Origin of the sequence: Streptomyces macrosporus, from assembly GCF_039533145.1 — a bacterium.
Taxonomy (GTDB): Bacteria; Actinomycetota; Actinomycetes; order Streptomycetales; family Streptomycetaceae; genus Streptomyces; species Streptomyces macrosporus.
This window is the reverse complement of record NZ_BAAASZ010000017.1, coordinates 124,524-146,604: the sequence shown is the minus strand read 5'-3', so window position 1 is coordinate 146,604 and position 22,081 is coordinate 124,524. Positions and strand designations below refer to the sequence as shown.

Sequence of the window (22,081 nt, the reverse complement as noted above, 5' to 3'; positions counted from 1 at the left end):
GGGCCGCGGCCCTACCGGTCCGCTTCCCCGCCGCTCCGGCCGGCCGCCGCGGCGGGCTCGTCCGGTGCGAACAGGGAGACCGTGCCGAACACCCCGTCGTAGCCCGGTTCGCGCCGCACCCGGTGGGCGCGCAGCCGTCCGATCGCCTCGGCCACCTCCGGTTCGCCGGCCTCGCGCATCTCGTCCAGGGGCACGTCGAGCAGCAGGGGCAGCTCCGGTCCCAGCGCGGCGGTCAGGGCGTCGACCGCGCGCGCTACGCGTTTGCTCTTCGGCCCCACCCCGAGGATCTCGCTCATGATCTCCGGCAGCGGCACGATCTTCAGCGGCTCGCCGCCGGTGGCCGGCCGCCGTCCCGGGGAGCGGTCGCCCAGCTCCTCGACCCGGTGGAGCACGCCCACCGTCAGACGCCTGCCGCACACCGGACACTTCCCCCCGCGCTCCCTGGTCTCGGCCGGCTCCAGCCGTACGCCGCAGCCGCGGTGCCCGTCGAGGTGGTACTTGCCCTCCTCGGGATACAGGTCGACGGTGCCGACGTACCCCTCGCCGCTCTCCAGGGCGTGGCGGAGCGCGAAGTAGTCGAGCCCGGTGTCGAACACGGTGGCGTTGCGGCCGAGGATGGGCGGCGAGTGCGCGTCGGAGTGGCTGACCAGCCGGAAGCGGTCCAGGGCGGAGACCCGCCAGTTCATCTCCGGGTCGGAGGACAGGCCGGTCTCCACCGCGAAGACGTGTTCGGCCAGGTCGCCGTAGCACTCCTCCACGCCGTCGAAGCCGGACTTCGAGCCGAGGACGCCGAACCACGGGGTCCACACGTGGGCCGGTACCAGGTAGGAGCCCTCGCCACTGGCCAGGACGGCCTCCAGCAGGTCCCGCGCGTCCATCGCCAGGGCGGGCCGTCCGTCGGAGGCGAGGTCGCCGAACGGGGAGAGGCGGCGGGCGAGTTCCTCCGCCGCGTCGAAGTCGGGCACGTGGCACAGGTGGTGGATCCTGCGTCCCCGGCCGTCGCGCCGGTAGTTGGTGGAGACCTCCACCTGGAGCGTGAACCGCAGGGGCCCGTGGCACGTCGGCGGCAGGGTCCGCAGGACCTCGCGGTCGAGGTCGTCCCGCAGCCGGAACAGGCCCGGTTCCGCCGGGACCAGCGCTTCGCGCAGGGTGCGCGCCCACACCGGGTGGGTGAAGTCGCCGGTGCCCAGCACGGTGATCCCCTTGCGCCGGGCCCACCAGGCCAGGTGCGCGAGGTCGCTGTCGCGGCTACAGGCCCTGCTGTACCGGGAGTGCACGTGCAGGTCGGCGTAGTGGCGCATGGAGGAACCTCCCGCGGCGGTTCGTTCCGCCGAGTGTCGACTGCGTGGCCTCACATGTGCCCCGGTACGGCGCGGGCATGAGCGGGACGTGGCCGGCCCGGGCCCGTCCCCTCGGCCGTCTCCCCTCGTCGGCGACCGGGGCGCTCGGCGCGCGCCCGGCGGGGGGAAGGGGAGGGAGGACGGGAACGGCTCGCGGGGGAATCCGGCCCCCGTGGAACGGATGCGCGTCGCACGTGCACGCCCCCGCGCGCCCGTTCCGCTGCCCACCGAGGCTCTCGACGGCCGCGCGCCGGCCCGGAGAGCGGTGGTGTTACGTTGGCCGTCGGCGCCCGAGCGCCCCGGACGAGTGCGTCGTACCCGGTCAGGACAAGACGGCGCGGACATACGCGGTCATGCATCGTCACCACTGCGGAGGTCGCGCCATGGCGTGGTTCGTTCTGGTCGTTTCGGGAATCCTGGAGGCGGTGTGGGCCGCCGCGCTGTCCGCATCGCGGGGTCTGACCCGTCTCGGGCCCTCTCTCCTGTTCGTCGTCACCCTCGCCCTGAGCATGGGCGGGCTGGCCTATGCCATGCGCGAGATCCCCATCGGCACCGGGTACGCGGTGTGGGTGGGCATCGGCGCCACCGGCGCGGCCCTGTACGGGATGGTCGCGCTCGGCGATCCGGTCAGCGTCGGGCGCGTGGTGTGCCTGCTGCTGATCGTCGCGGGGGTCGTGGGTCTGAAGCTCCTGCACTAGTTCCCGCACCGGTTCGCGCCCCGAGGCGCCGGGAGCGGCGGTCCGGCCCGCCGCGGCCTCTTCCGGCAGGCGCGGCGCACACGCTCTCGGCGGCCCCGTCGCACTCGTCGTTCCCGTCGAACGTCTCGTCGTGCCGGTGCCGCTCGGTCGTGGCGCCTCGCTCTCCGTGTCCACGGGGAGCGAGGCGCCCGGCCGTCGCGCACGCCCCCGTTCTTCGTGCGTCACCCGCCCGTTGCGTGGATACCGTCCTACGCGGCTCCCGGTCCGTCGGCACGGTGGACGGGGAGGCGGCGGGGGCGCTCCGAGGCGGGGGAATAGGGGCGTACGGTGGGGTGTTCGAGAAAGTGATTGAACAATCAACTATCGGGATGTGAGTGCTGTGAACGCAGTACAGTTCGGGATCTTCACCGTCGGTGACGTCACCACCGACCCCACCACGGGCCGAACGCCGACCGAGCACGAGCGGATCAAGGCGATGGTCGCCATCGCGCTCAAGGCGGAGGAGGTCGGCCTCGACGTCTTCGCCACCGGCGAGCACCACAACCCGCCCTTCGTGCCGTCCTCGCCCACCACCATGCTGGGCTGGATCGCCGCGCGCACCGAGCGGCTCATTCTCTCCACCTCCACGACCCTGATCACCACCAACGACCCGGTGAAGATCGCGGAGGACTTCGCGATGCTCCAGCACCTCGCCGACGGGCGCGTGGACGTGATGCTGGGCCGCGGCAACACCGGGCCGGTCTACCCCTGGTTCGGCCAGGACATCCGGCAGGGCATCCCGCTGGCCATCGAGAACTACGCGCTGCTGCACAAGCTGTGGCGCGAGGACGTGGTGGACTGGCAGGGCCGCTTCCGCACCCCCCTGCAGGGGTTCACCTCCACCCCCCGGCCGCTGGACGGCGTCCCGCCGTTCGTCTGGCACGGCTCGATCCGCAGCCCCGAGATCGCCGAGCAGGCCGCCTACTACGGCGACGGCTTCTTCCACAACAACATCTTCTGGCCCAAGGAGCACACCCAGCGCATGGTCTCCCTGTACCGGGAGCGCTACGCCCACTACGGCCACGGCACCCCCGAGCAGGCGATCGTCGGGCTCGGCGGCCAGGTGTTCATGCGGAAGAACTCCCAGGACGCGGTGCGCGAGTTCCGCCCGTACTTCGACAACGCGCCCGTCTACGGCCACGGTCCCTCCCTGGAGGAGTTCACCGCGCAGACCCCGCTCACGGTGGGCAGCCCGCAGCAGGTGATCGAGCGGACCCTGACCTTCCGCGAGTACGTCGGCGACTACCAGCGCCAACTCTTCCTGATGGACCACGCCGGGCTGCCGCTGAAGACCGTGCTGGAGCAGATCGACATGCTCGGCGAGGAGGTCGTGCCCGTGCTGCGCAAGGAGTTCGCGACCAACCGTCCGGCGGACGTCCCCGACGGCCCGACGCACGAGGCCCTGGTCGCCCGCCGCGACGCCGAGGCCGCCGCGGCCTGACCGCCGTGCCGCGCACGTCCGTTCCCCCCGCCACCCCGTCGACCGCCACGGGACGACACACCCAGGAAGCGCAGGAGAAGAAGATGAAGCCCATCCGCATCGTGGCCGTCTCGGCCGGTCTCGGCCGGCCGTCCTCCACCCGCCTGCTGGCCGACCGGCTGGCCGAGGCCGCCGGGCGGGAGCTGGAGAACGGCGGACGCCCGGTCGAGATCCGGGTGGTCGAACTGCGGGACCTGGCCGGTGACATCGCCAACAACATGGTGACGGGCTTCCCCGCCCCCGCCCTGAGCGAGGTGATCGGGACGGTGACGGAGGCGGACGGCCTGATCGCGGTCACGCCGATCTTCACCGCCTCCTACAGCGGCCTGTTCAAGTCCTTCTTCGACGTGATCGACAACACCGCGCTGCACGGCAAGCCCGTTCTCATCGCCGCCACCGGCGGCACCCCGCGCCACTCCCTGGCCCTGGAGCACGCCCTGCGCCCGATGTTCGCCTACCTGCGGGCGATCGTGGTGCCCACCGCCGTCTACGCCGCCTCCGAGGACTGGGGCGGCGGGGACGCCCGGCACGGCGAACTCTCCGCACGGATCGAGCGGGCCGCGAAGGAGCTGGCCCACCTGGTGCGGACCCGGCCCGAGCCCGCCGGAGCGGACGTCGCGGGGGACGCGGGAGGGAACGCCGCGGGAGGCGCCGCGCCCGTCACCGCCTTCCAGGAGCAGCTCGCGTCCCTCGGGCTCGACTGAGGTCGCGCGCCCCGGCATCCGCGGATCGCCGCCGGTCCGTGGATGCCGGGCGCGGAAGCGGGTAGGCGATCCGGACCGACGTTCCGCACCCGCTGCACGAAAGACGGTGCCGATGACCACCACCGTGGGCAATCCCGGCAGCACGACCCCCGAGTACGAACGTTCCCCCAGCCGCTTCACCGACCGCATCACGGCCGACGGCAGGGACGGTTGGCCCGTCGAGGCGGGACGGTACCGGCTGGTGGTCAGCCGGGCCTGTCCCTGGGCGAGCCGCGCGGTGATCGTGCGGCGTCTGCTCGGCCTGGAGGACGCGATCTCGTTGGCGGTCGTCGACCCCCTCCAGGACGAGCGGAGCTGGCGCTTCACCCTGGACGAGGGCGGCAGGGACCCGGTGCTGGGCATCGCCTTCCTCGGCGAGGCGTACGCCGCCCGCGAGCCCGGCTACGACGGCGGGATCAGCGTTCCGGCGATCGTCGACGTCCCCAGCGGCAAGCTCGTCACCAACGACTACCCGCGGATCACCCTGGACTTCGAGACCGAGTGGACCGCGCTGCACCGCGACGGGGCGCCGGACCTGTACCCCGAGCCGCTGCGCGACGAGATCGACGAGGTGATGGACGCCGTTTACCGGGACGTCAACAACGGCGTCTACCTGGCCGGGTTCGCCAAGTCCCAGCGGGCCTACGAGCGGGCGTACCGCAGGGTGTTCGAGCGTCTGGACCTGCTCTCCGAGCGCCTGGCCGACCGGCGTTACCTGGTCGGGGACACCATCACCGAGGCCGACGTGCGGCTGTTCACCACCCTGGTCCGCTTCGACGCGGTCTACCACGGTCACTTCAAGTGCAACCGCAACAAGCTCGCCGAGGACCCGGTGCTGTGGGCCTACGCCCGCGACCTCTTCCAGACTCCCGGCTTCGGCGACACCGTCGACTTCGACCACATCAAGCGGCACTACCACCAGGTCCACACCGACATCAACCCGACGCAGATCGTGCCGCTCGGCCCGGACCTCTCCTCCTGGTCGACCCCGCACCACCGCGAGGAGCTGGGCGGACGCCCCTTCGGCGACGGCACGCCCCCCGGCCCGCCGGCCGCGGGGGAGGAGGTGCCGCCCGAGGGCCGGGCCGCCTGACGCGGTCGCCCGCCACCGGGCCCCGGCGTCCCGGGGTGCCCGGACGGGCCGGTGGGTACCCGAAGGGTGCGTGGAGACCGCGGGCCCCGACGCGGAAGCAGGTGATCGCCGTGCTCGCCGGACGACTCAACGTGAAGACCCGCACCTTCTCGGTGGAGGAGGTGCCCACCCCGCGGCCCGGGCCGGACGAGGTGCTGGTCAAGGTCGAGGCCGCGGGCGTCTGTCTGTCGGACGCGCATCTGATCGACGGCACGCTCACCCCGCTCTACCTGCCCGGGGACACCGTCACCCTCGGCCACGAGGTCTCGGGCGTCGTCGCCGAGCCGGGTCCGGGCACGACGCGCTGGCGGCCGGGGCAGCGCGTCCTCCTCCAGGCCGGGGAGGACCGCGGGGGCGCGGTGTGGACGCGCGGCGTGGACTACGACGGCGGCTGGGCGGAGTACGCGGTGGCGCACGAGTCCACGCTGGTGGAACTGCCGGACGACCTGCCGTTCGAACAGGCCGCGATCATCCCGGACGCGGTGTCCACCCCCTGGGCCGCCATCACCACCACCGCCCGCGTCGAGCCCGGGCGCCCGGTCGGCGTCTGGGGCGTGGGCGGACTGGGGGCGCACGCCGTCCAGTTGCTGCGCGTCGTCGGCGCCGCTCCGGTCATCGCGGTCGACCCCCTGCCCGAGGCGCGGAAGCGGGCCCTGGCGTTCGGCGCCGACCTGGCCCTGGACCCGGACGAGCTGGAGCTGCCCGCTCTGGTGCGGGCCGAGACCGGCGGTGCGGGGCTGGCCGTCGCGTTCGACTTCGCCGGGGTCCCGGCGGTGCGGGAGCAGGCGGTGGCCTGTCTGGACCGGGGCGGCAAGCTGGTGCTGGTCGGCCTCACCGACCGGCCGTTGACCATCAGCGACGGCACCGCCTTCAGCTACTTCCAGCAGCAGGTGCTGGGCCACTACGGCTCCTCCGAGGAGCACGTCGCGCAACTCGTGGAGCTGGTGCGGCGGCACCGCGTGGAGTTCTCCCGGTCGGTCGGCGGCACGTTCCCGTTGGCCGAGGCCCAGGAGGCGGTGGACCGGCTGCTGCGCAAGGAGGGCAACCCGGTCCGGCTGATCCTCAAACCCTGACGCGCCGCCACCGGGCACCGGAAGGCGGAAGGTCGGAAGGCGCGGGAAGGCGCGGAGAGCGAGGAGAGGGCGGAGCGGACGAGAAGGCCGTCGGCCCGGCAACCGTGGGGGGAGATGCCGGACCGACGGGGAACCACCGAGGACCGCGGGCGGATCAGCGGACCTTGACGGAGAGTTCCTTCTCGAAGGCGCTCAGGCCGGAGGCCCACAGCTGGTTCACCCGGCTGCGCTCGGCGGCGTTCGGGTAGGCGTTGGTGCACGACGGGCCGGGCCCGCCACCGGACATCAGCTCGCTGCACGGACCGGAGTAGTGGTCCGGCAGACCGAGGACGTGACCGGTCTCGTGCGAGGTGACGCGGGTGGAGTTGTAGATCTGGTTCTGCCGGTAGTCCAGGAAGATGTAGCCGTTGCCGCGGCCGTCGGTGCTGGCGTAGGAGCCGCGGGAGTCGTTGCCCTCGTAGTACCGGAAGTCGGCGTTGCTGCCCGACACCAGCCGCACGCTGGTGACGGAGGAGTTCCAGATCTGGGCGCTGCGGGCTATCTCGGTGGCGAACGAGGGGGCTCGGCTGGCGTCGTAGACGACCGTGACCGCCTGCGCGCCCGTGGCCTTCTGCTTGGAGAGCGCCGACTTCAGCACCGCCTCGAAGAAGGCCCTGGTGTTGGCCTTGTCCTCGGCGGAATCGGAGTACGCCGCGATCGAGGCCGGGAGTTCGGCCCGGCCGCCGGCCGTCGGGGCCGCGGACGCCGGCACCGAGGCCAGGCCCATGGCGAGGCCGAGGCCCAGCGTGACCGGGAGAACGGCTCTGGTGGACTTCATGTGGGGGGATCTCCTTGCCATCCGTGAACCCGGCGCCGGTGTGGGGGTGAGGGAGCGACCGGGTCCTGTGCAAGAACTTTTGACGGGCAGAATTCTGTTCGACCTCCGTGTCCTCGGGATGATGTCAACTGGCGATAGCACCAAGGCATCGCCTTCTTCCGGCCATGTCCGCCGGGAAGGTGTGACATGCCGTTTCAGTGGCGTTTGGCCGTCTGGTGCACTCGGTTGGGGCGTCGTTATCCTCCAGCCGTGGAGCTCGAGGTGAGGCATCTGCGCGTGCTGTGCGCCATCGCGGACGCGGGCAGCCTGCGCAAGGCGGCGCTGCGCCTGGGGATGAGCCAGCCCTCCCTGACCACGCAGCTCCGACGCATCGAGAACGCCATCGGCGGACGGCTGTTCACCAGGGAGCGCACGGGCAGTCGTCCGACGGCCCTGGGACAGTCCGTGCTCTGCCGCGCGCGTCCGATTGTCGCGGACATGGCGGCTTTGGTGAGCGAGGCGAGGAGCGCCGCCGCCCTCGCCGGGGAGGCGCGGCTGAGGGTCGGCAGCACGGCCAGCCGGGCCGTGGCGGGGTGGGTCCGCAGGCTCCGCGCCCGTCACCCGGGCACCGACGTCACGCTCCACATCGACGTCTCCTCCAACTCACTGCTCCAGGCGGTGGCGGACGGCCTGGTGGACGTGGCCTTCGTCCACGAGTTGGAGGGGTTCCCGCTGCGCTTCCCCCCGGGGCTGGAGCGGCACGTCCTGGTCGCCCGGGAGCCGCAGTTCGTCGCCCTGCCCGCGTCCCATCCGCAGGCCGGACGCCGGGTGGTGGACCTGGCGGACCTCGCCGGAGACCAGTGGATCGTCGACTTCACGGCCGACGACGAATGGGTCGCCACGCGCCGCGTCCTGGAGGCGGCGGGGCTGGACCCGCGCATGATCCACGTCCCCGACAACACCACGGCCGCGGCGCTGATCGCCGGGGGCGAGGCCGTGAGCGTGTGCCAGCCCATCTCGCAGCCGCGTCAGGGCATGGTCATCCGTCAGCTGCGCGGCGATCCGCTGACGGTCCGGCTGTTGCTGGTCCGGCGGTCGGACGTCGGCGCGGCGGTGGACGTCGACGGCGTCTACGCCGACCTCCTGGCCTCCTACACCGAGGCGGCCTGGGCCAGCACCGCCTACCGCCGCTGGCTGCTGCGTCACGGCAGCCCGCTGCTGCCCCCGCCGGGGGACCGCCTCCTGCCGTCCGGCACGTCCGGCGCCACGGAGCCCGAGTCCGGCGCCCCGGCTCCCGTGGACGGCGCGCCGGCCGGGGCGTCGGAGCGGGACCGCGCCGCACGGTCGGCGGACGGGGTGTGGGCTCGGCCTTCGCCGGAGCCGACCTCCGGGGGCTCGACGGTGTGGAAGCACTGGGTGCACACGTAGCCCCCGCGGGGGCCTTCCTGGACCGCCCAGCCGCACTGGGCGCAGTGCATCACGGCGACGTCCGGGGCGGGGATCTCGGAGGGCGTCATCCGCTCGCTCCACAGTTGCCGCAGGACCACCGTCCGTCGGGGCCCTGGATCACCTTGGCGCCGCACGTGGTGCAGTTCACCGGCAGGTCTCCTTCCGCCGTGCCTCTCGCCACGTTCGTCCGTGTTCCCGGGCCCGTCCTCCGGTGCCCGTCGGTGCCGTCGCGCACGTCGCCGTGGACCACCGCGGTCCGGCGCGGGCGGAGGAGGCGAGAGCCTCCGCCCGTACCGGCTTTCCCTGCCGCGCCTTCCGGTATGCCGCCCTCCGTCCGACGCACGGGCCAACTCCGGTCCGACCGGCCCGAGTCGTCGCCCGCCGGCCGGACCGGTGCAGCGTAACGCCCGCCACATCCGTCGACGCGCACCGCCACCGGGTGTCGACGGACCGTGGCGCGCGATCCGCCGCGAGGCGCTGTGAGGAACGACACCCGTCGGTGAAGTCGTCTTTCCCCCACGGCCGTTGACGGCGGGTGGGGATCGTCACGCGGCCGGCGGGGCACGGCGGCGGAGAAGGTCTGTGAGGATGATGGACCGCCGGGCCCGCACCGTCGCGGAGTCGCCCGAGCGTCGGACCACCCTCTGGCGTCCGACCGTTCACGCCCCCACCGGGCCTTCGACACCCTCTCTTCCACCATGCCTTCTTCTTGTCCGCGCGTTCCCGGGGCCTCCGAGCCTCCCGACGCGCCCTCCGCTCCCCGTTCCCTCCTCCGCTCCACCGCGCTCCGGCGCCGGCGGACCGGGACGGGGGAGGACCGCACACCGTGGCGCGCGCTGCGCCGCCCGAGCATGCGGTGGTGGTCGGCGGCCAACCTGGTCTCCAACGCCGGTACCTGGATGCAGCTCACGGTGCAGAACCTGTTGGTGCTCCAGATCACGGGCTCCGCCGCGATGACCGGTCTGTCGGTGGCGGTGCAGGCCGCGCCGGGTCTGCTGCTCGGGGTGGCGGGCGGTGCGGCGGTCGACTCCTGGCCGCGCAAGATCACCGCCACGGTGAGCCAGGCCGCGCTGGGATTCGTGGCGTTCGTCACGGCCGCCCTGGTGGCGTTCGACCTGCTGAACGCGGGCGTGCTGATGGCGCTGGCCGCGGTCACCGGCCTGATCGCCACCGTCGACGGACCGGCGTGCGCGCTGCTGGGCAACGATCTGGTGGAAGCCCGCGACGTCCCCTCCGCCATCGCCCTGGGGTCCGTGGTGCACAGCGTCGGACGGTTGGCCGGGGCCGCCCTCGCCGGCGGGACGGTGGCCTGGTTCGGCACGGCCGCCGCGTACGTGGCCAACGGGCTGTCGTTCCTGGTGGTGGCCTCCGTCATCCCCTTCCTGAAGCCGGTGCCCCGGCCCCCGCACGGCGAGGCACCGGCCGCCGCCCCGGCCCGGGGCCCGCGCGCCGCCGGGAAGCCGGCGGCGCGCGGCGGCGCGCGCGAGGGCCTGGCCTTCTTCCTGCGCAGGCCCCGGCTGGTGGCCCTGGCCGGGATCACCGGGGTGAGCGCGATCTTCGGGCGGAACTACGGGCTGACCCTGGCGGTCCTGGTCACGGGCCCGCTGGCCGGCGACGCGGAGGACTTCGGGACCGTCGCCACCGTCCTGGCCGTCGGCGGCACGATCGGCGCCGTGCTCGCCGGGCGCCTGCGCAGGCCGTCGGTCCGCCTGGTGGCGGCCATGGCCGCGAGCGGGGCGCTGCTCCAGGTCGTCGCCGGGCTCTCGCCGTCCCTGGCCGTGCTGGTCCTGCTGGTGGCTCCGATGGCGGTGGTGGAGTCGATCTCCGACACCGCCGGCTCCACCGTGCTGCAGACCGATCCGCCCGCCCGCCTGCGCGGCCGGGTGCTGGGAGTGTGGCGCAGCGCGAGCACCGGCTGGGGACTCGCCGGGCCTCCGCTGCTGGGCCTGCTGATGGAGGCGGCCGGGGCGCGCGGCGCCCTGGTCGCGGGCGGTCTGGTCGTCGTCGGCGCGATCGGCGTGGGCGCGCTGTGCCACGGCCGCCGTACCCTGTCCACGACGGTGGTGCCCGCCCGGCGCGTACCCGCGGCGGAGCCGCTGCCGGAACTCACTCCGATGGTTTGAGCGGGCTCGGTACTACCATCGAACCGGAATCCGCTCCTCCGATTGCGGGACCAAGGTGTCTGTCGATCTCTCTTCCGTCATAGCCGCAACCACCCGATGGCTGGTCCGGGCCTACCCGACCGCCGGTGGTGTCTTCAGCGCGTCCCTGGCCGAGGCGCAGGCCCGCCAGGCGGTCACCGTCGCCGCCTGGCTGCGCTATCCGACGCCGATGGACGCCGCCCTGGTCGCGGTCGCGGGGCCGGGCGGCGCGCGGCGACTGGACCGGATCACCGGAACGGAACCCCCCGAGCCCTCCGAGTCCCCGGCGCACCCGGACTCCCCGGAGGCCGCCGAGTCCGCCGGCCTCTCCTGGATCCCCGCGCCCCGCGAGCCCGGCGACTCGGACGGCGCCTGGCGCACCTGGGTGGACGAGGTCCTGGCGAGCTGGGCGGCCTGCCTGCTGACCTCGCCCGAGCTGGCGGAGGCCGCGGTCGCCGCGGTGGAGCGGAGCGAGCACGCGCGCGAGATGCAGGTCGACTTCCGCAGACTCGTCCGGCCCGACGCGCTCGACCGGGAGGCCGCGCCCCTGCTGCGCCACCCGGACCTGATGGCACCGATCGCCGAACTGCACCGCGACGAGTTCCTGGAGTGCCTCGGCTCCTTCCGGGGTCCGGAGACCGAGTCCGTCCCGTCCGACTGACCCGCGCCCGGCCGCACGACGGCCGGGCGCGCGCTCAGCCCAGGACCGTGAACGCGCGCGTGGTGCCGGTGAAGGAGCGGGTGGCGCCCACCAGGGGTTTGGCCTCGCCGTGGTAGCGGATGCGGTAGCTGCCGGGCTCGGCGCCCTCGGGGACGTCCCAGGTGACGGTCACCTTCGAGGCGGCGACCCCGTCGCGCCGCCACCGGAAGGTCGTCGACCAGTCCCCGTCGTCGGCCACCGTGCGCCAGGCGCCGCCCTCGGCCCGCTCCACCCGCAGGTAGGTGCTGCCCCGACGCAGGTCGTTGCCGGGATGGGCGCCGGCGAACACGGCGGTCACCCGCTCGCCCGCCCGGTAGCTCTCCCGCGGCTGGGTCAGGACGTCGCCGAAGGAGCGCCCGAGCTGTGGCGCGTCCAGCACGATCGGGGGCTGGAGGGAGAGGACCTGCCCGGAGAGGTCGGGCGGCGGCGTCCCGGCCGGCAGTTCCCGCCCGTCGCGCAGGGCCCGCGCCAGCCGCGCCGCCGTCTGCTGGAGCGCGGGCAGTTGCCAGCGGCCGAAGAGGGTGCTGCCGCCCTCGTAGTGCTGGGCGTCGTACTCCTCGGGCGTGGTGACGTAGTGGACATAGGCGTTCGCGTAACCGGCCACCAGGACGTCGTCCAGGTCGGCGCCCACGATGCCGGCGACGGTGCGGCGCAGGCGCAGCCCCGCCGCGATGGTGACCTCGCCCGGAATGCCGATCAGGTACAGCCGGCCGATCCGCACCAGTTGGACGGGGACGATCTCCTGCACCCAGGGGAGGATCCGGTTCATCTCCCCGATGGGCACCGCGATCGCCTTGGGGGCGTGGGCGTCGCGCAGCTCGGGCGAGACCGTGTAGATCACCGAGTGGGATATCGCGTCCCACAGCGGGTTCTCGCCCTCGGTGAAGCCGGGGAACGCCGGACCGTCCTCCAGGCTGCCCGCCGCCATGGCCGCGCCGACCGCCGGCTTGGCGGTCCGGTGGGAGCGGCCGTCGCCGGTGAACTCCGGCTCCACGGTGACGTCGGAGAGGTCGACGTAGACCAGCCGGGAGTCCACGCCTCCGGTCAGGCGGGTGCCGGGGCGCTCCACCTGCCGGGCGGCGGCCTCGTACTGGCGCAGGCCGAGGAGCCGGGTGCGTTCGAAGTCCTCCGGCGTGGTCGGCGGTCTCAGGTCCAGGTTGGGGGACATGTCACCGGCGTTGGTCTGCGCGAAGGCGCAGATCACCTCGGGGGCGGCGGCCAGGTAGTCCGCGCCGGCGACCTCGCGCTCCCAGTGGTAGGCCGCGTAGCCCTTGTTGTCGGCGCTGACCAGTCGGTTGTCGCCGGACATGCCGGTGCAGTGGGTGGCGAACCAGTTGACCGCCCCCACCAGCCGCCCCTGGCGTTCGATGCGCAGCAGCGTGGTGAGGGGGTCGACGGCGTCGGGGAAGTGCTCCCGGACGTCGGCGGGGTTGCGGTCGAAGGCGGCGCGGGAGCGGTTGACGCTCGCGTCGCGCAACTCGCTCCGGGAGAGGGAGAGTTCGGCCGGCGCCAGGTCGGCGTGGGCCCGTCCGACCGCCTCCACGACGCCGCGGACGACGGCGTCGAAGGTCTTGGCGTGGAAGCCGAGTGTGGTGAGGTTGTACAGCAGGTGGTGGGAGTAGCCGCCCGGCCCGGCGTGGGTGTGGGTGGCGGTGATCATCACGTTCCGGGCGGTGTAGAGGTCGCCGTACCGCTCGGCGAGGGCGCGCAGCACCGCCTGGTGCACGCTGGAGAAGATCATGGGGGAGTCGACCACGACCAGGGCGACCCGTTCGCCCGCGGTGCCGTCCGGAGCGCGTTCGGCGACGACGAAGGCGCGGGCCCGCAGACGCGTGTGCAGGCCCTCGGCCTGCTGGTCGGCGCGGCCGTAGCCCATCAGGCCGACCTCGGCCACCTCACCGGTGGCGTCCGCGATGCCGCGGCCGACCAGGTACGAGTCCGCTCCCCGCGCGCCGGTGGGGGCCTGCGCGGGCGTGCGTCCGGCGGCGGACGCCGGGGGGAGCGGGAGCCCGGCCATTCCGAGCCCGGCCGCGACGGCCCCGGCGCGCAGCACACCGCGGCGGCTGCTGCCCGGCGGCCGGGTCGGTGCCTCGGAGGACTCGTCGGACGACGTCTGCGGTAGAGCTCGGGGATCGTTCACCTGCGCTCCTCACGGTGCTCTGGTGCCGCCTGTGGGGGGTTACCGCCGGTTCACCGGTGGACGATGTGAGCATGACATCCTCGGGGCGCGCGGACAATCCGCCGGCGGAGGACGCCGGCGGATGACGGAGGACGACGGAGAACACCGTGGAACGGCCGTGGGCACCCCGTCGCCCGCGCGCGACGAGCGTGGGCGCCGCGTTTTCGCGCCTGGCTAACCTGGGATGCGACACGAAGGAGAGACCTCCATGACCACGACCCGCCCCGAACCGGGCCTCGCCCAGGGCTGGTGCGCCCTGTCCGCCCTGCACGGCCGCATCGAGGCGCGCATCGAACGCGCGCTCCAGGCCGAGCACGGACTCAGCGTGCGCGAGTTCTCCGTCCTGGACGTGCTCAGCGGCCAGCACAGCGGAGAGGGCGGGCACCTGCGCATGAACGAACTGGCCGACGCGGTGGTGCTCAGCCAGAGCGCCACCACCCGCCTGGTCACCCGGCTGGAGGACCGCGGGCTGCTCAGCCGCTACCTGTGCCCGACCGATCGGCGCGGCATCTACACCGAGGTCACCGACGAGGGACGGGCCCTGTTGGAGAAGGCGCGGCCGACCAACGACGCCGCGTTGCGCGAGGCCCTCGACGAGGCCGAGAAGCGCCCGGAGCTGGCGCCCCTCGTCGCGGCGGTGCGCGCACTGGAGTCCGGGGCGTGAGCGACCCGGGCGGGCCGGGCCGCCCGGGGTCGCGAGGAGACGGAAGAGACGGAAGAGACAGAGCCGGGGGAGGGGAGCTACGGGACGGTCACCACACGTCGCCGTCGCGCCAGTCGCAGACCAGCACGCGGGTCGGATCCAGGCGGGCCGTCACCGGCAGGACGAAGACGCCGCCGTCGTCCCCCTCGGTGCGGACCACGCCCGTGGGCGTGAGCACCGCGGTCGGACCCTCCCAGCGCTGCCAGCCGCGCGCCGTGTAGAAGTCCAGCGCCTCCTCGGAGGAGCTCAGCGCCCCCAGCTCGTACGCGCCGCGGATCACCCGCTCCAGCGCCTCCAGCATGGCCCTGCCGTGCCCGAGCCCCCGTCGGTCGGAACGGACCCCGACCCCCTCGACGTATCCCGCGCGCAGCGCCCGTCCGCCGTGCAGCAGCCGCCGCTGGACCAGTGAGGCGTGCCCGACCAGCTCGGTGCCCTCCCACACCAGGGCGTGCACGCCGCCCAGGGCGTGCTCCCAGTCCCGGTCGTCGAAGTCTCCCTCGAACGCCTCGTCGAGCAGTTTCCGGACCGCCTCGCGGGCGGCCGTGTCCAGATCGGCCGTATGGAGGGTCTGGACGGTTCGCGTGTTTCCGGCGTTTCCGGTGTTTTCGCTGGTACTGGTGGTGCGGACCTCGGTCATGCGCGCCATCCTGACAGCACACGCCCCCGTCCGTCACTGTTTCGGCGACGACGGACGGGGGAGCGACGAAGGGCGCCTCAGCGGCGTCCGCGCAGCCTGCTCAGAGCGCGCTTGGCCTCGGCACGCTTACGGGGGTCGGAGGCGGCTCGCTTGGCCTGCTGGGTCAGCCGGCGCCCCTGCGGGCTGCGGGCGAACGCGGTGATCTTGCTCAGAATGCCCGGCACGGTTCCTCCAGGTGATCGCGTGTGCCCGGCGGGTCGGGCGCGCGGGCAGCGGACTGTGCTCTTCTGCCTCCTACCCCCGCGGACGCGGCTGATGTCGGCTCGCCGGCCGTCCGCGGGCGACGGCCGTGGCCGGGCGGCGCCCGGGGGCCTTCCTCCGGCCCTTCCAGCACTGTTCCGGGGCGTGGTGGCCCGCTCTAGGATGAGGCGGCAGTCCGCGATGGTCGTGCCATGACCGCGGGCGGGAGGGAGGAGCGGTGAAGCGTCCCACGATGGTGGACATCGCCCGCCGTGCGGGGGTGACCAAGAGCGCGGTGTCCTTCGCGCTCAACGGTCGGCCGGGAGTGTCGGAGGCCACCCGGGCCAGGGTGCTGGCCATCGCGGACGAACTGGGCTGGCAGCCCAACAGCGCGGCCCGTGCCCTGTCGGACGGCAGAGCCGGCGCCTTCGGCCTGGTGGTGGGCCGTCCGGCTCGCTCCCTGGGCGTCGAACCGTTCTTCATGCAGCTCGTCTCGGGAATCCAGGAGGAGCTGTCCGAGGACGGCACCTCCCTGCTGTTCACCGTCGCCTCCGGCGCCGACGCGGAGACGGCCACCCACCGGGCCTGGTGGGCGCAGCGCAAGGTCGACGGTGTCTTCCTCCTCGACCTGCGGATCGACGACCCCAGGGTCCGCGCCCTGGAGGAACTGCGCCTGCCCGCCGTGGTGATCGGTTCGCCCGTCGACTCCGGGGACCTGCCCGCGGTGTGGAGCGACGAGGCGGCGGCGGTGCGGACCGCCGTGGCCCACCTGGCCGACCTCGGGCACCGCTCGATCGCGCACGTCACCGGCCCCGCCACCCTGCGGCACTCCGCCATACGCGCCGAGGCCTTCACCGCCGCCACCGCCGAACGGGGCGTCACCGGGCGGAACGTGGAGGCCGACTACAGCGGCGAGCGGGGGTTCGCCGTCACCCGCGCCCTGCTGGAGGGCGCGGAGCGGCCCACCGCGATCCTGTACGACAACGACGTGATGGCCGTCTCCGGGCTGAGCGCCGCCCAGAGCCTGGGCGTCCGCGTCCCCGACGACGTCTCCCTGGTGGCGTGGGACGACTCCCCGCTGTGCGAGCTGGTCCGCCCCGCCCTGACCGCGCTGCGCCGCGACATCGCCGCCTACGGGGCCCTGGCGGCCCGCCAACTCCGCGACGTGGTGGGCGGACGCGCCGTCCGGCACCGCCGGGCCCCCGACCACACCCTCACCGTCCGCGGCAGCACCGCCGCCCCCGCCCGCGACACCGCGACGCTCTGAGGTCCGCGCCGGAGGCCGTTCCGCGCCGTGCGCGAGGGGTTCCCGTACCGGCGTCGGACGCCCGGCAGGCGGCGGCGCACACCGCCGGCCGTGATCGTCGCGCGGTGGCGAGGATGACGCCGTGCCGACCTCTACGCCGCCCCCGGCGCCTTCGACCCTCCCGCGACCCGCGCGGCCATCGCCGCGCTGGACGCGCTGGACCGCGAAGGGTTCGCACCGGACTCGGTCAGCCACGGCGAGGGCTTCCTCGCCGTGTTCCGGGAGAAGTTCCTCCGGCCCGGGCTGTATGTGATGGACGAACCGGAGGCGGCGCTCTCGTTCTCCTCCTGCCTCGAACTGCTCGGCACATCGACCGGTTGGCGAAGGACGGCGGTCAGGTCGTCCGCGCCACCCACTCCCCGCTGCCGACCGCGCTGCCGGGCGCGGACATCGTCGAGGTCGGCGAGCACGGCATGCGCCGGGTGGCGTGGCACGAACTCGCCCTGGTCGACCACTGGCGCCGCTGCCTCGCCGACCCGCGGTCCTACCTGCGGCACGTCCTGGACCGAGGGGACCGCGTGTTCGCCGGGCCGTCGGCCGGGGCCCGCCCCGCGGCGCGGTGGTGGTGACCGCGCACCTCGCCGAACCCCGCCCGCTCGGGGCGGTCACGCCGCCCGCGGGGTCCCCTCGGAGCGGCAGTCGCGGCAGAGGCCGGGATCGGCCGCGCGGAAGGCGCGTTCGCAGCCGTCGCAGGTCTGGAAGGGCAGGACGACCGGTTTGGCGGGCGGCGGGGTCGGGGCGGGCACGGGGAGCGGTGGTTCGGCGAGGCGGAAGGCCAGGATGCCGGACGGCCGGGCGCGCAGGCGGTCGGGGAGCCCGGTGGTGAGCGACTCGGTGATCCGGGCGGGCTCGACGCCGGACGCGAGCCACCGCGTGACGGCCGGGGCGAGCCGGGCGACCTCCGATCCGGACAGGATCAGCCGGGGATCGACCGTGCGGAGCGAGGCGAGGAGCGCGACCGCCCGTGGATCGGCCTCGGCGAGCGAGGGCGCGGGAGCGGGTGGAGACGCGGGAGTGGGTGGAGACGCGGGAGTGGGTGGAGACGCGGGCGCGGGGAAGGACGTGGTGGCGGGCTTCGGCGCCGCTTCCGGCCCGGGGCGCCGCGGTCGGAACGGTGGCGTGGGGTTCGGGTCGTCCCCGCGCGGCACGTCGCGGAAGTACGTGCGCGTGCGGACCCGCCCCTTCGGCCCCCGCTCGCGCCGTCGTTCCAGGTAGCCGGCCGCCTCCAACTCCCTGAGGGCCCGTGAGATCAGGATCTCGCCCTCGGTGAAGTGCTCGCACAGGGCGGCGATGCTCACGGGAGCGCCGTCCGGCAGCGAGGCGATGTAGGCCGCGACGCCGATGGTGACCGCGCTTCCGGACCGCTGTACGAGGGCGTTGGCGAGGACGGTGAAGTCGGCGGTGAGCCGGGTGCGGACGTGGATCACGCCGGAGGTCGGTACTCCGGCGTCGGCGCGCGAGGGCGCGCTAGACTGCGGGTCAGCCATCGGGAAGGGCCGTTTCTTCCTGATCGGTGAGGCCCTCGGAACGGGATGGCCGTCCCGGCCGGGGGCCGCGTCTTTCTGTGGTTGTCGCGGCGAACGTAACCGCCCGCATTCCAAACCTGCAAGCCTGTCACTCGTCCGGGTGACGAGGGGTGGGGAGGGTGGGTGGGAGGTTCTTTACCCGGTTCTTCAGGGGAGTCCGTGGCCCGCCGGACCCTCGCGGACGAGGGCCCGGCGGGACGGAGAAGCCGATGCCGACCGGTGCCCGGCCGGCTCAGAGACGGTGGTCGTTCCTCAACTCGCCGATGAAGGACGCCCAGGACGCCGCGGGAAAGGCCAGCACCGGGCCGTCGGGAGCCTTGCTGTCACGGACGGGGACGAGGCCGAGGAAGCCGTCGGCCACCTCGACGCAGTTGCCACCCGCTTGATTGCTGTAACTGCTTGTGCGCCAGGCGGCGCCGTTGGGATCGGGACGGAACACTCGCTCCACGGTTGCCCTCCAGCACGGATCGAATCATGTCGAGCGACATGAGCGGGGGCAGGGCCGCCGCCCGCAGCCGATCGTAGATATCCGCGTACCGCTCGACCTCGGTCGGTTCTTCGATGAGTTGGCCGTAGTCGGCGCCTTCCGTATAGGCGACGTCGGTGCCGTCCGGCAGGGTCAGCACCGTCAGGGAACCGCCCATCGCGCCGTGCCCGCCCTCGTCGAACGGCAACACCTGCACGGTGATGTGGGGTTCGGCGGCGGCGTCCAGCAGTCCGGCCAACTGGCCCCGCATGACGGCCCAGCCGCCGACCGGACGCCGCAACACCGCCTCGTCCAGGACGACCCACAGCTCGGGACGGTCGGGCGAACGGAGCCGGTCCTGCCGGCCCAGGCGCGCGGCGACCCGCTCCTCCAACTGCTCCTCGCCGCTGAGCATGACATCGAGGCTCAGCACGGCCCGCGCGTACTCCTCGGTCTGCAGGAGGCCGGGCACCACGTGCGCCGCGTACTCGCGGATGGACACCGCCCGCTCCGAGTGGGCGATGAACGCCCGCGACCAGTCCGGGAACGCCTCGCGGTAGACGTACGGCCACAGGTCGACCAGCAGGTCGTCCGCGCCGAGCGCCTCGTCGAGCGCGCGGGCCAGTTCGAGCGTGGGCCGGGCGCCGGAGGCCCGCTCGATCTGGGTGATCCGGCTGCCGACCACGTACGCCTTCTCGCCCAGTTCGGCCTGGGTCAGCCCGGCGGCGATCCGGAGTCTCCGGACCCGGGAGCCGAACAGCGCCGCCATCGACGCGTGGGGATCGATCTCCTTGGCCATGGCGTCACGTCCTTACGGATCGGAAGGTAAGGCGGTAACCCCTTTCGAGCGTAGGCGCGTTCGCCGATCCTCGAGTACGGAACGTGATGATTCACATACGTTGCGGACCACGCGGAGGAGCGGGGGAACACAGCCGTGCCGACGACGACCACGCCGGACGACGACCCGAAACCGGAGAAGGCGGACGACGCCGAGCCCGAACCGCTCGTGTACACGCAGCGGTTCACCTCGTCGCCCAAGGGCGCGCGGCTCGCCCGGAAGCTGGCGGCGCGGCGCATGGAGGAGTGGGGGTGGCCGCCCGCGTCGGACGCCTCCCGGACCGTCTCCCTGCTGGTCGGCGAGCTGGCCGCCAACGCCGTGCGGCACGGCCGCGTGCCGGGACGCGACTTCCGCCTCCGCCTCGCCTGTGAGGCGCGGACGCGTGTCGTCCGCATCGAGGTCTCGGACGCCTCCCCGGCCCGGCCCCCCGCCGCCCCGCCCCCGCCGTCGGTCGACGACGATTCGGGCCGCGGCCTGCTCCTGGTGGAGACCTTCGCCGCCCGCTGGGGCACGGTCCCCCGCGACCCGGTCGGCAAGACGGTCTGGGCGGAGGTGACCACGGAGCCCCGGCCCCCGTCCGGAAGGGAACCGGGCGCGTGATCGCGGCGGAGGACCCGCCGGATCGCGTCCGCGTCCGTGCGCCGGCGGGGGGCGGGAAGGCCCGGCCGCGCGGCCCGCCGGACCCGCGCGGCCGGGCCGCGGAGCGGCATGTTCCTCTTTACGGTCCTCCCGGACGTTTCCCGCGATCGCGGCCGTGTCGCCGGAGCCGGGGACACGAGTACGCCTCACGAGCGGGACGCGGCCGCTCCCCGGACGACTGCGCAAGGTATCGGACCGAAAACTCCACGTCGATGCCTTGTAAAGACGGGGGAAAATCCACATAAAGATACGGAATCAAGGATTCAGCTCGGTCTCCGGCCTGGGATTCACTGCCTCCACGTCGTGAACCGCTCGTACGCGACCCGTACAACGGCACATCGCACAACCGGCACAAAGGAATCCGTCTCCCATGACTTCGCAGCCGACAGCGGTGAAGGCCCGAGGCAGCCACGGAGATCCCGATGGCGGCCTTCAGGCCGGACTCAAGAACCGTCACCTGTCGATGATCGCCATCGGCGGCGTCATCGGCGCCGGCCTCTTCGTCGGATCCGGATCGGGCATCGCGGCCGCGGGCCCCGGCATCCTGCTCTCCTACGCGCTGGTCGGCCTGATGGTCGTCCTCGTGATGCGGATGCTCGGCGAGATGTCCGCGGCCAACCCCACCTCCGGATCGTTCTCCGCCCACGCGGACCGGGCGCTCGGCCCCTGGGCCGGATTCACGATCGGCTGGCTGTACTGGTTCTTCTGGGTGGTGGTGCTGGCCGTCGAGGCGACCGCGGGAGCGGTGATCCTCGAAGGCTGGATCCCGGCCGTGCCCCAGTGGGCCTGGGCCCTGATCGTCATGATCGTGCTCACCGCCACCAACCTCGTCTCGGTCGGCTCCTACGGCGAGTTCGAGTTCTGGTTCGCCGGGATCAAGGTCGTGGCGATCGCCGGGTTCATCGTCCTCGGCGGCCTGGCGGTCCTGGGCGTGCTGCCGGGCGTCGACAGCGGCAGCGCGAGCCTGGGCAACCTGACCGACCACGGCGGGTTCCTGCCCAACGGGCCCGGCGCGATCCTCATCGGCGTGCTGCTGGTCGTCTTCTCCTTCATGGGCAGCGAGATCGTCACCCTCGCGGCCGGCGAGTCGGCCGACCCGCAGCGGGCGGTCGCCAAGGCGACCAACAGCGTCATCTGGCGGGTCGCGGTCTTCTACCTCGGCTCCATCCTCGTCGTCGTCACGCTGCTGCCGTGGAACGACCCGGCGATCGTGGAGAAGGGCTCCTACGTCGCCGCGCTGGACTCGCTCGGCATCCCGCACGCCGGTCAGATCATGAACTTCATCGTGCTGACCTCGGTGCTGTCCTGCCTGAACTCCGGGCTCTACACCGCCTCCAGGATGGCGTTCTCGCTCGGCGAGCGGGGCGAGGCGCCGAAGGCGTTCGCACGGGTCACCTCGCGCGGCGTGCCCAGGACGGCGATCCTCGCCTCGGTCGTCTTCGGATTCGTCGCGGTGTTCTTCAACTACGCCTATCCGGACACGGTCTTCCTCTTCCTGGTCAACTCCTCCGGCGCCGTGGCCCTGTTCGTGTGGCTGGTGATCTGCTTCTCGCAGCTGCGCCTGCGCAGGATCATCGAGCGGGAGTCGCCGGAGAAGCTCACCGTGCGCATGTGGCTGTACCCCTACCTCACCTGGGCGACCATCGGGCTGATCGTGGCGGTGATCGGCTACATGCTGACCGACACCGAGCACGGCAACCGCGACACCCTGCTGCTGTCGCTGGCGGTGGGCGCGGTGGTCCTGGCGATCGCGCTGGTGCGGCAGCGGCTGCGGTCGCGCGCGGCGTCGGCGGCGCCGGTCGAGCCGGCGGTGCCGGGCGACGCGAACGCGGGGAGCGTCGACCAGGACCCGGTGGCCCCCTCCGCCACGGCCTCGCGGCCGTCCTCGTAAGCCGCTCCCGCGAGCTCCTCGGCCCCGTACGGCCGGGGCCGGGACCGCTTCTCCCGGTTCCCGGC

The 22,081-nt window shown here is 73.4% G+C and carries 20 protein-coding genes, 1 pseudogene and 1 riboswitch; of the genes and pseudogenes, 13 read left to right on the top strand and 8 right to left on the bottom strand.

Annotation, left to right across the window (positions count from 1 at the left end):
• Positions 1–11 precede the first annotated feature (11 nt).
• Positions 12–1,301 carry an endonuclease Q family protein gene (locus tag ABD335_RS09115; protein ID WP_344321621.1) on the bottom strand — a complete coding sequence of 430 codons (1,290 nt, stop codon included), beginning with the start codon at positions 1,299–1,301 and terminating at the stop codon, positions 12–14.
• A 319-nt stretch (positions 1,302–1,620) separates the two neighbouring features.
• Positions 1,621–1,682: riboswitch (guanidine-III (ykkC-III) riboswitch) on the top strand.
• 41 nt (positions 1,683–1,723) lie between these two features.
• Here ABD335_RS09115 and ABD335_RS09110 point away from each other — a divergent pair.
• The 5 genes from ABD335_RS09110 (at position 1,724) to ABD335_RS09090 (ending at position 6,505) form a co-directional block, all read left to right on the top strand.
• Positions 1,724–2,038, top strand: a complete 315-nt coding sequence (locus ABD335_RS09110; protein WP_344321620.1) for a DMT family transporter — start codon at positions 1,724–1,726, stop codon at positions 2,036–2,038.
• A 379-nt stretch (positions 2,039–2,417) separates the two neighbouring features.
• Entirely contained in the window at positions 2,418–3,518 is a 1,101-nt protein-coding gene (locus ABD335_RS09105; protein ID WP_344321619.1) for an LLM class flavin-dependent oxidoreductase, read from the top strand.
• Between the two features lie 83 nt (positions 3,519–3,601).
• The gene (locus ABD335_RS09100; RefSeq protein WP_344321618.1) at positions 3,602–4,261 is read left to right on the top strand and encodes an FMN reductase; all 660 of its coding nucleotides are present in this window, start codon (positions 3,602–3,604) and stop codon (positions 4,259–4,261) included.
• A 112-nt stretch (positions 4,262–4,373) separates the two neighbouring features.
• Entirely contained in the window at positions 4,374–5,393 is a 1,020-nt protein-coding gene (locus ABD335_RS09095; RefSeq protein ID WP_344321617.1) for a glutathione S-transferase family protein, read from the top strand.
• Between the two features lie 101 nt (positions 5,394–5,494).
• Positions 5,495–6,505, top strand: coding sequence for a zinc-binding dehydrogenase (locus ABD335_RS09090; RefSeq protein WP_344321616.1), 1,011 nt, complete (start codon positions 5,495–5,497; stop codon positions 6,503–6,505).
• A gap of 154 nt (positions 6,506–6,659) precedes the next feature.
• Here the strand turns inward: ABD335_RS09090 and snpA are convergent, their stop codons facing one another.
• Positions 6,660–7,322: a snapalysin gene (gene snpA, locus ABD335_RS09085; protein WP_344321615.1), complete on the bottom strand. Its 663-nt coding sequence runs from the start codon at positions 7,320–7,322 to the stop codon at positions 6,660–6,662.
• Between the two features lie 249 nt (positions 7,323–7,571).
• Between snpA and ABD335_RS09080 the strand changes: the two genes are divergently transcribed.
• The 3 genes from ABD335_RS09080 to ABD335_RS09070 all read left to right on the top strand — a co-directional run bounded on the left by ABD335_RS09080 (position 7,572) and on the right by ABD335_RS09070 (position 11,552).
• Positions 7,572–8,729 (top strand): LysR family transcriptional regulator, encoded by a 1,158-nt coding sequence (locus tag ABD335_RS09080; protein WP_344321614.1) that lies wholly within the window; start codon positions 7,572–7,574, stop codon positions 8,727–8,729.
• Between the two features lie 872 nt (positions 8,730–9,601).
• Positions 9,602–10,873, top strand: a complete 1,272-nt coding sequence (locus ABD335_RS09075; RefSeq protein WP_344321613.1) for an MFS transporter — start codon at positions 9,602–9,604, stop codon at positions 10,871–10,873.
• 55 nt (positions 10,874–10,928) lie between these two features.
• On the top strand, positions 10,929–11,552 hold the full coding sequence (locus ABD335_RS09070; protein ID WP_344321612.1) for a hypothetical protein: 624 nt from the start codon (positions 10,929–10,931) through the stop codon (positions 11,550–11,552).
• A 34-nt stretch (positions 11,553–11,586) separates the two neighbouring features.
• Here ABD335_RS09070 and ABD335_RS09065 read toward each other — a convergent pair whose 3' ends face one another.
• The gene (locus ABD335_RS09065) at positions 11,587–13,731 is read right to left on the bottom strand and encodes a neutral/alkaline non-lysosomal ceramidase N-terminal domain-containing protein (RefSeq protein ID WP_425583581.1); all 2,145 of its coding nucleotides are present in this window, start codon (positions 13,729–13,731) and stop codon (positions 11,587–11,589) included.
• Between the two features lie 247 nt (positions 13,732–13,978).
• Here ABD335_RS09065 and ABD335_RS09060 point away from each other — a divergent pair, with 247 nt between their 5' ends.
• Entirely contained in the window at positions 13,979–14,434 is a 456-nt protein-coding gene (locus tag ABD335_RS09060) for a MarR family winged helix-turn-helix transcriptional regulator (protein ID WP_344321611.1), read from the top strand.
• An 88-nt stretch (positions 14,435–14,522) separates the two neighbouring features.
• Here the strand turns inward: ABD335_RS09060 and ABD335_RS09055 are convergent, their stop codons facing one another.
• Both ABD335_RS09055 and ABD335_RS09050 read right to left on the bottom strand, forming a co-directional pair.
• Positions 14,523–15,110, bottom strand: a complete 588-nt coding sequence (locus tag ABD335_RS09055; RefSeq protein ID WP_344321610.1) for a GNAT family N-acetyltransferase — start codon at positions 15,108–15,110, stop codon at positions 14,523–14,525.
• A 77-nt stretch (positions 15,111–15,187) separates the two neighbouring features.
• A complete protein-coding gene (locus ABD335_RS09050) occupies positions 15,188–15,334 on the bottom strand; it encodes a hypothetical protein (protein WP_344321609.1) in 147 nt (48 codons plus the stop codon).
• Positions 15,335–15,588: 254 nt separating this feature from the next.
• On the opposite strand from ABD335_RS09050, the gene ABD335_RS09045 reads away from it, so the two are divergent.
• Complete coding sequence (locus ABD335_RS09045; RefSeq protein WP_344321608.1) at positions 15,589–16,617, top strand: LacI family DNA-binding transcriptional regulator; 1,029 nt, start codon at positions 15,589–15,591, stop codon at positions 16,615–16,617.
• 174 nt (positions 16,618–16,791) lie between these two features.
• Positions 16,792–17,162, top strand: a pseudogene (locus ABD335_RS09040) (AAA family ATPase); the annotation flags it as partial.
• Between the two features lie 99 nt (positions 17,163–17,261).
• Here ABD335_RS09040 and ABD335_RS09035 read toward each other — a convergent pair.
• The 3 genes from ABD335_RS09035 to ABD335_RS09025 all read right to left on the bottom strand — a co-directional run bounded on the left by ABD335_RS09035 (position 17,262) and on the right by ABD335_RS09025 (position 19,417).
• A complete protein-coding gene (locus ABD335_RS09035; RefSeq protein WP_344321607.1) occupies positions 17,262–18,143 on the bottom strand; it encodes a hypothetical protein in 882 nt (293 codons plus the stop codon).
• 271 nt (positions 18,144–18,414) lie between these two features.
• Complete coding sequence (locus ABD335_RS09030; RefSeq protein WP_344321606.1) at positions 18,415–18,543, bottom strand: DUF397 domain-containing protein; 129 nt, start codon at positions 18,541–18,543, stop codon at positions 18,415–18,417.
• The gene (locus ABD335_RS09025; RefSeq protein ID WP_344322106.1) at positions 18,506–19,417 is read right to left on the bottom strand and encodes a helix-turn-helix domain-containing protein; all 912 of its coding nucleotides are present in this window, start codon (positions 19,415–19,417) and stop codon (positions 18,506–18,508) included. The genes ABD335_RS09030 and ABD335_RS09025 overlap by 38 nt, the downstream gene beginning before the upstream one ends.
• A gap of 165 nt (positions 19,418–19,582) precedes the next feature.
• On the opposite strand from ABD335_RS09025, the gene ABD335_RS09020 reads away from it, so the two are divergent.
• Together ABD335_RS09020 and ABD335_RS09015 are read left to right on the top strand one after the other, a co-directional pair.
• Positions 19,583–20,086, top strand: coding sequence for an ATP-binding protein (locus tag ABD335_RS09020; protein WP_425583580.1), 504 nt, complete (start codon positions 19,583–19,585; stop codon positions 20,084–20,086).
• 409 nt (positions 20,087–20,495) lie between these two features.
• Entirely contained in the window at positions 20,496–22,016 is a 1,521-nt protein-coding gene (locus ABD335_RS09015; protein ID WP_344321605.1) for an amino acid permease, read from the top strand.
• Positions 22,017–22,081 lie beyond the last annotated feature (65 nt).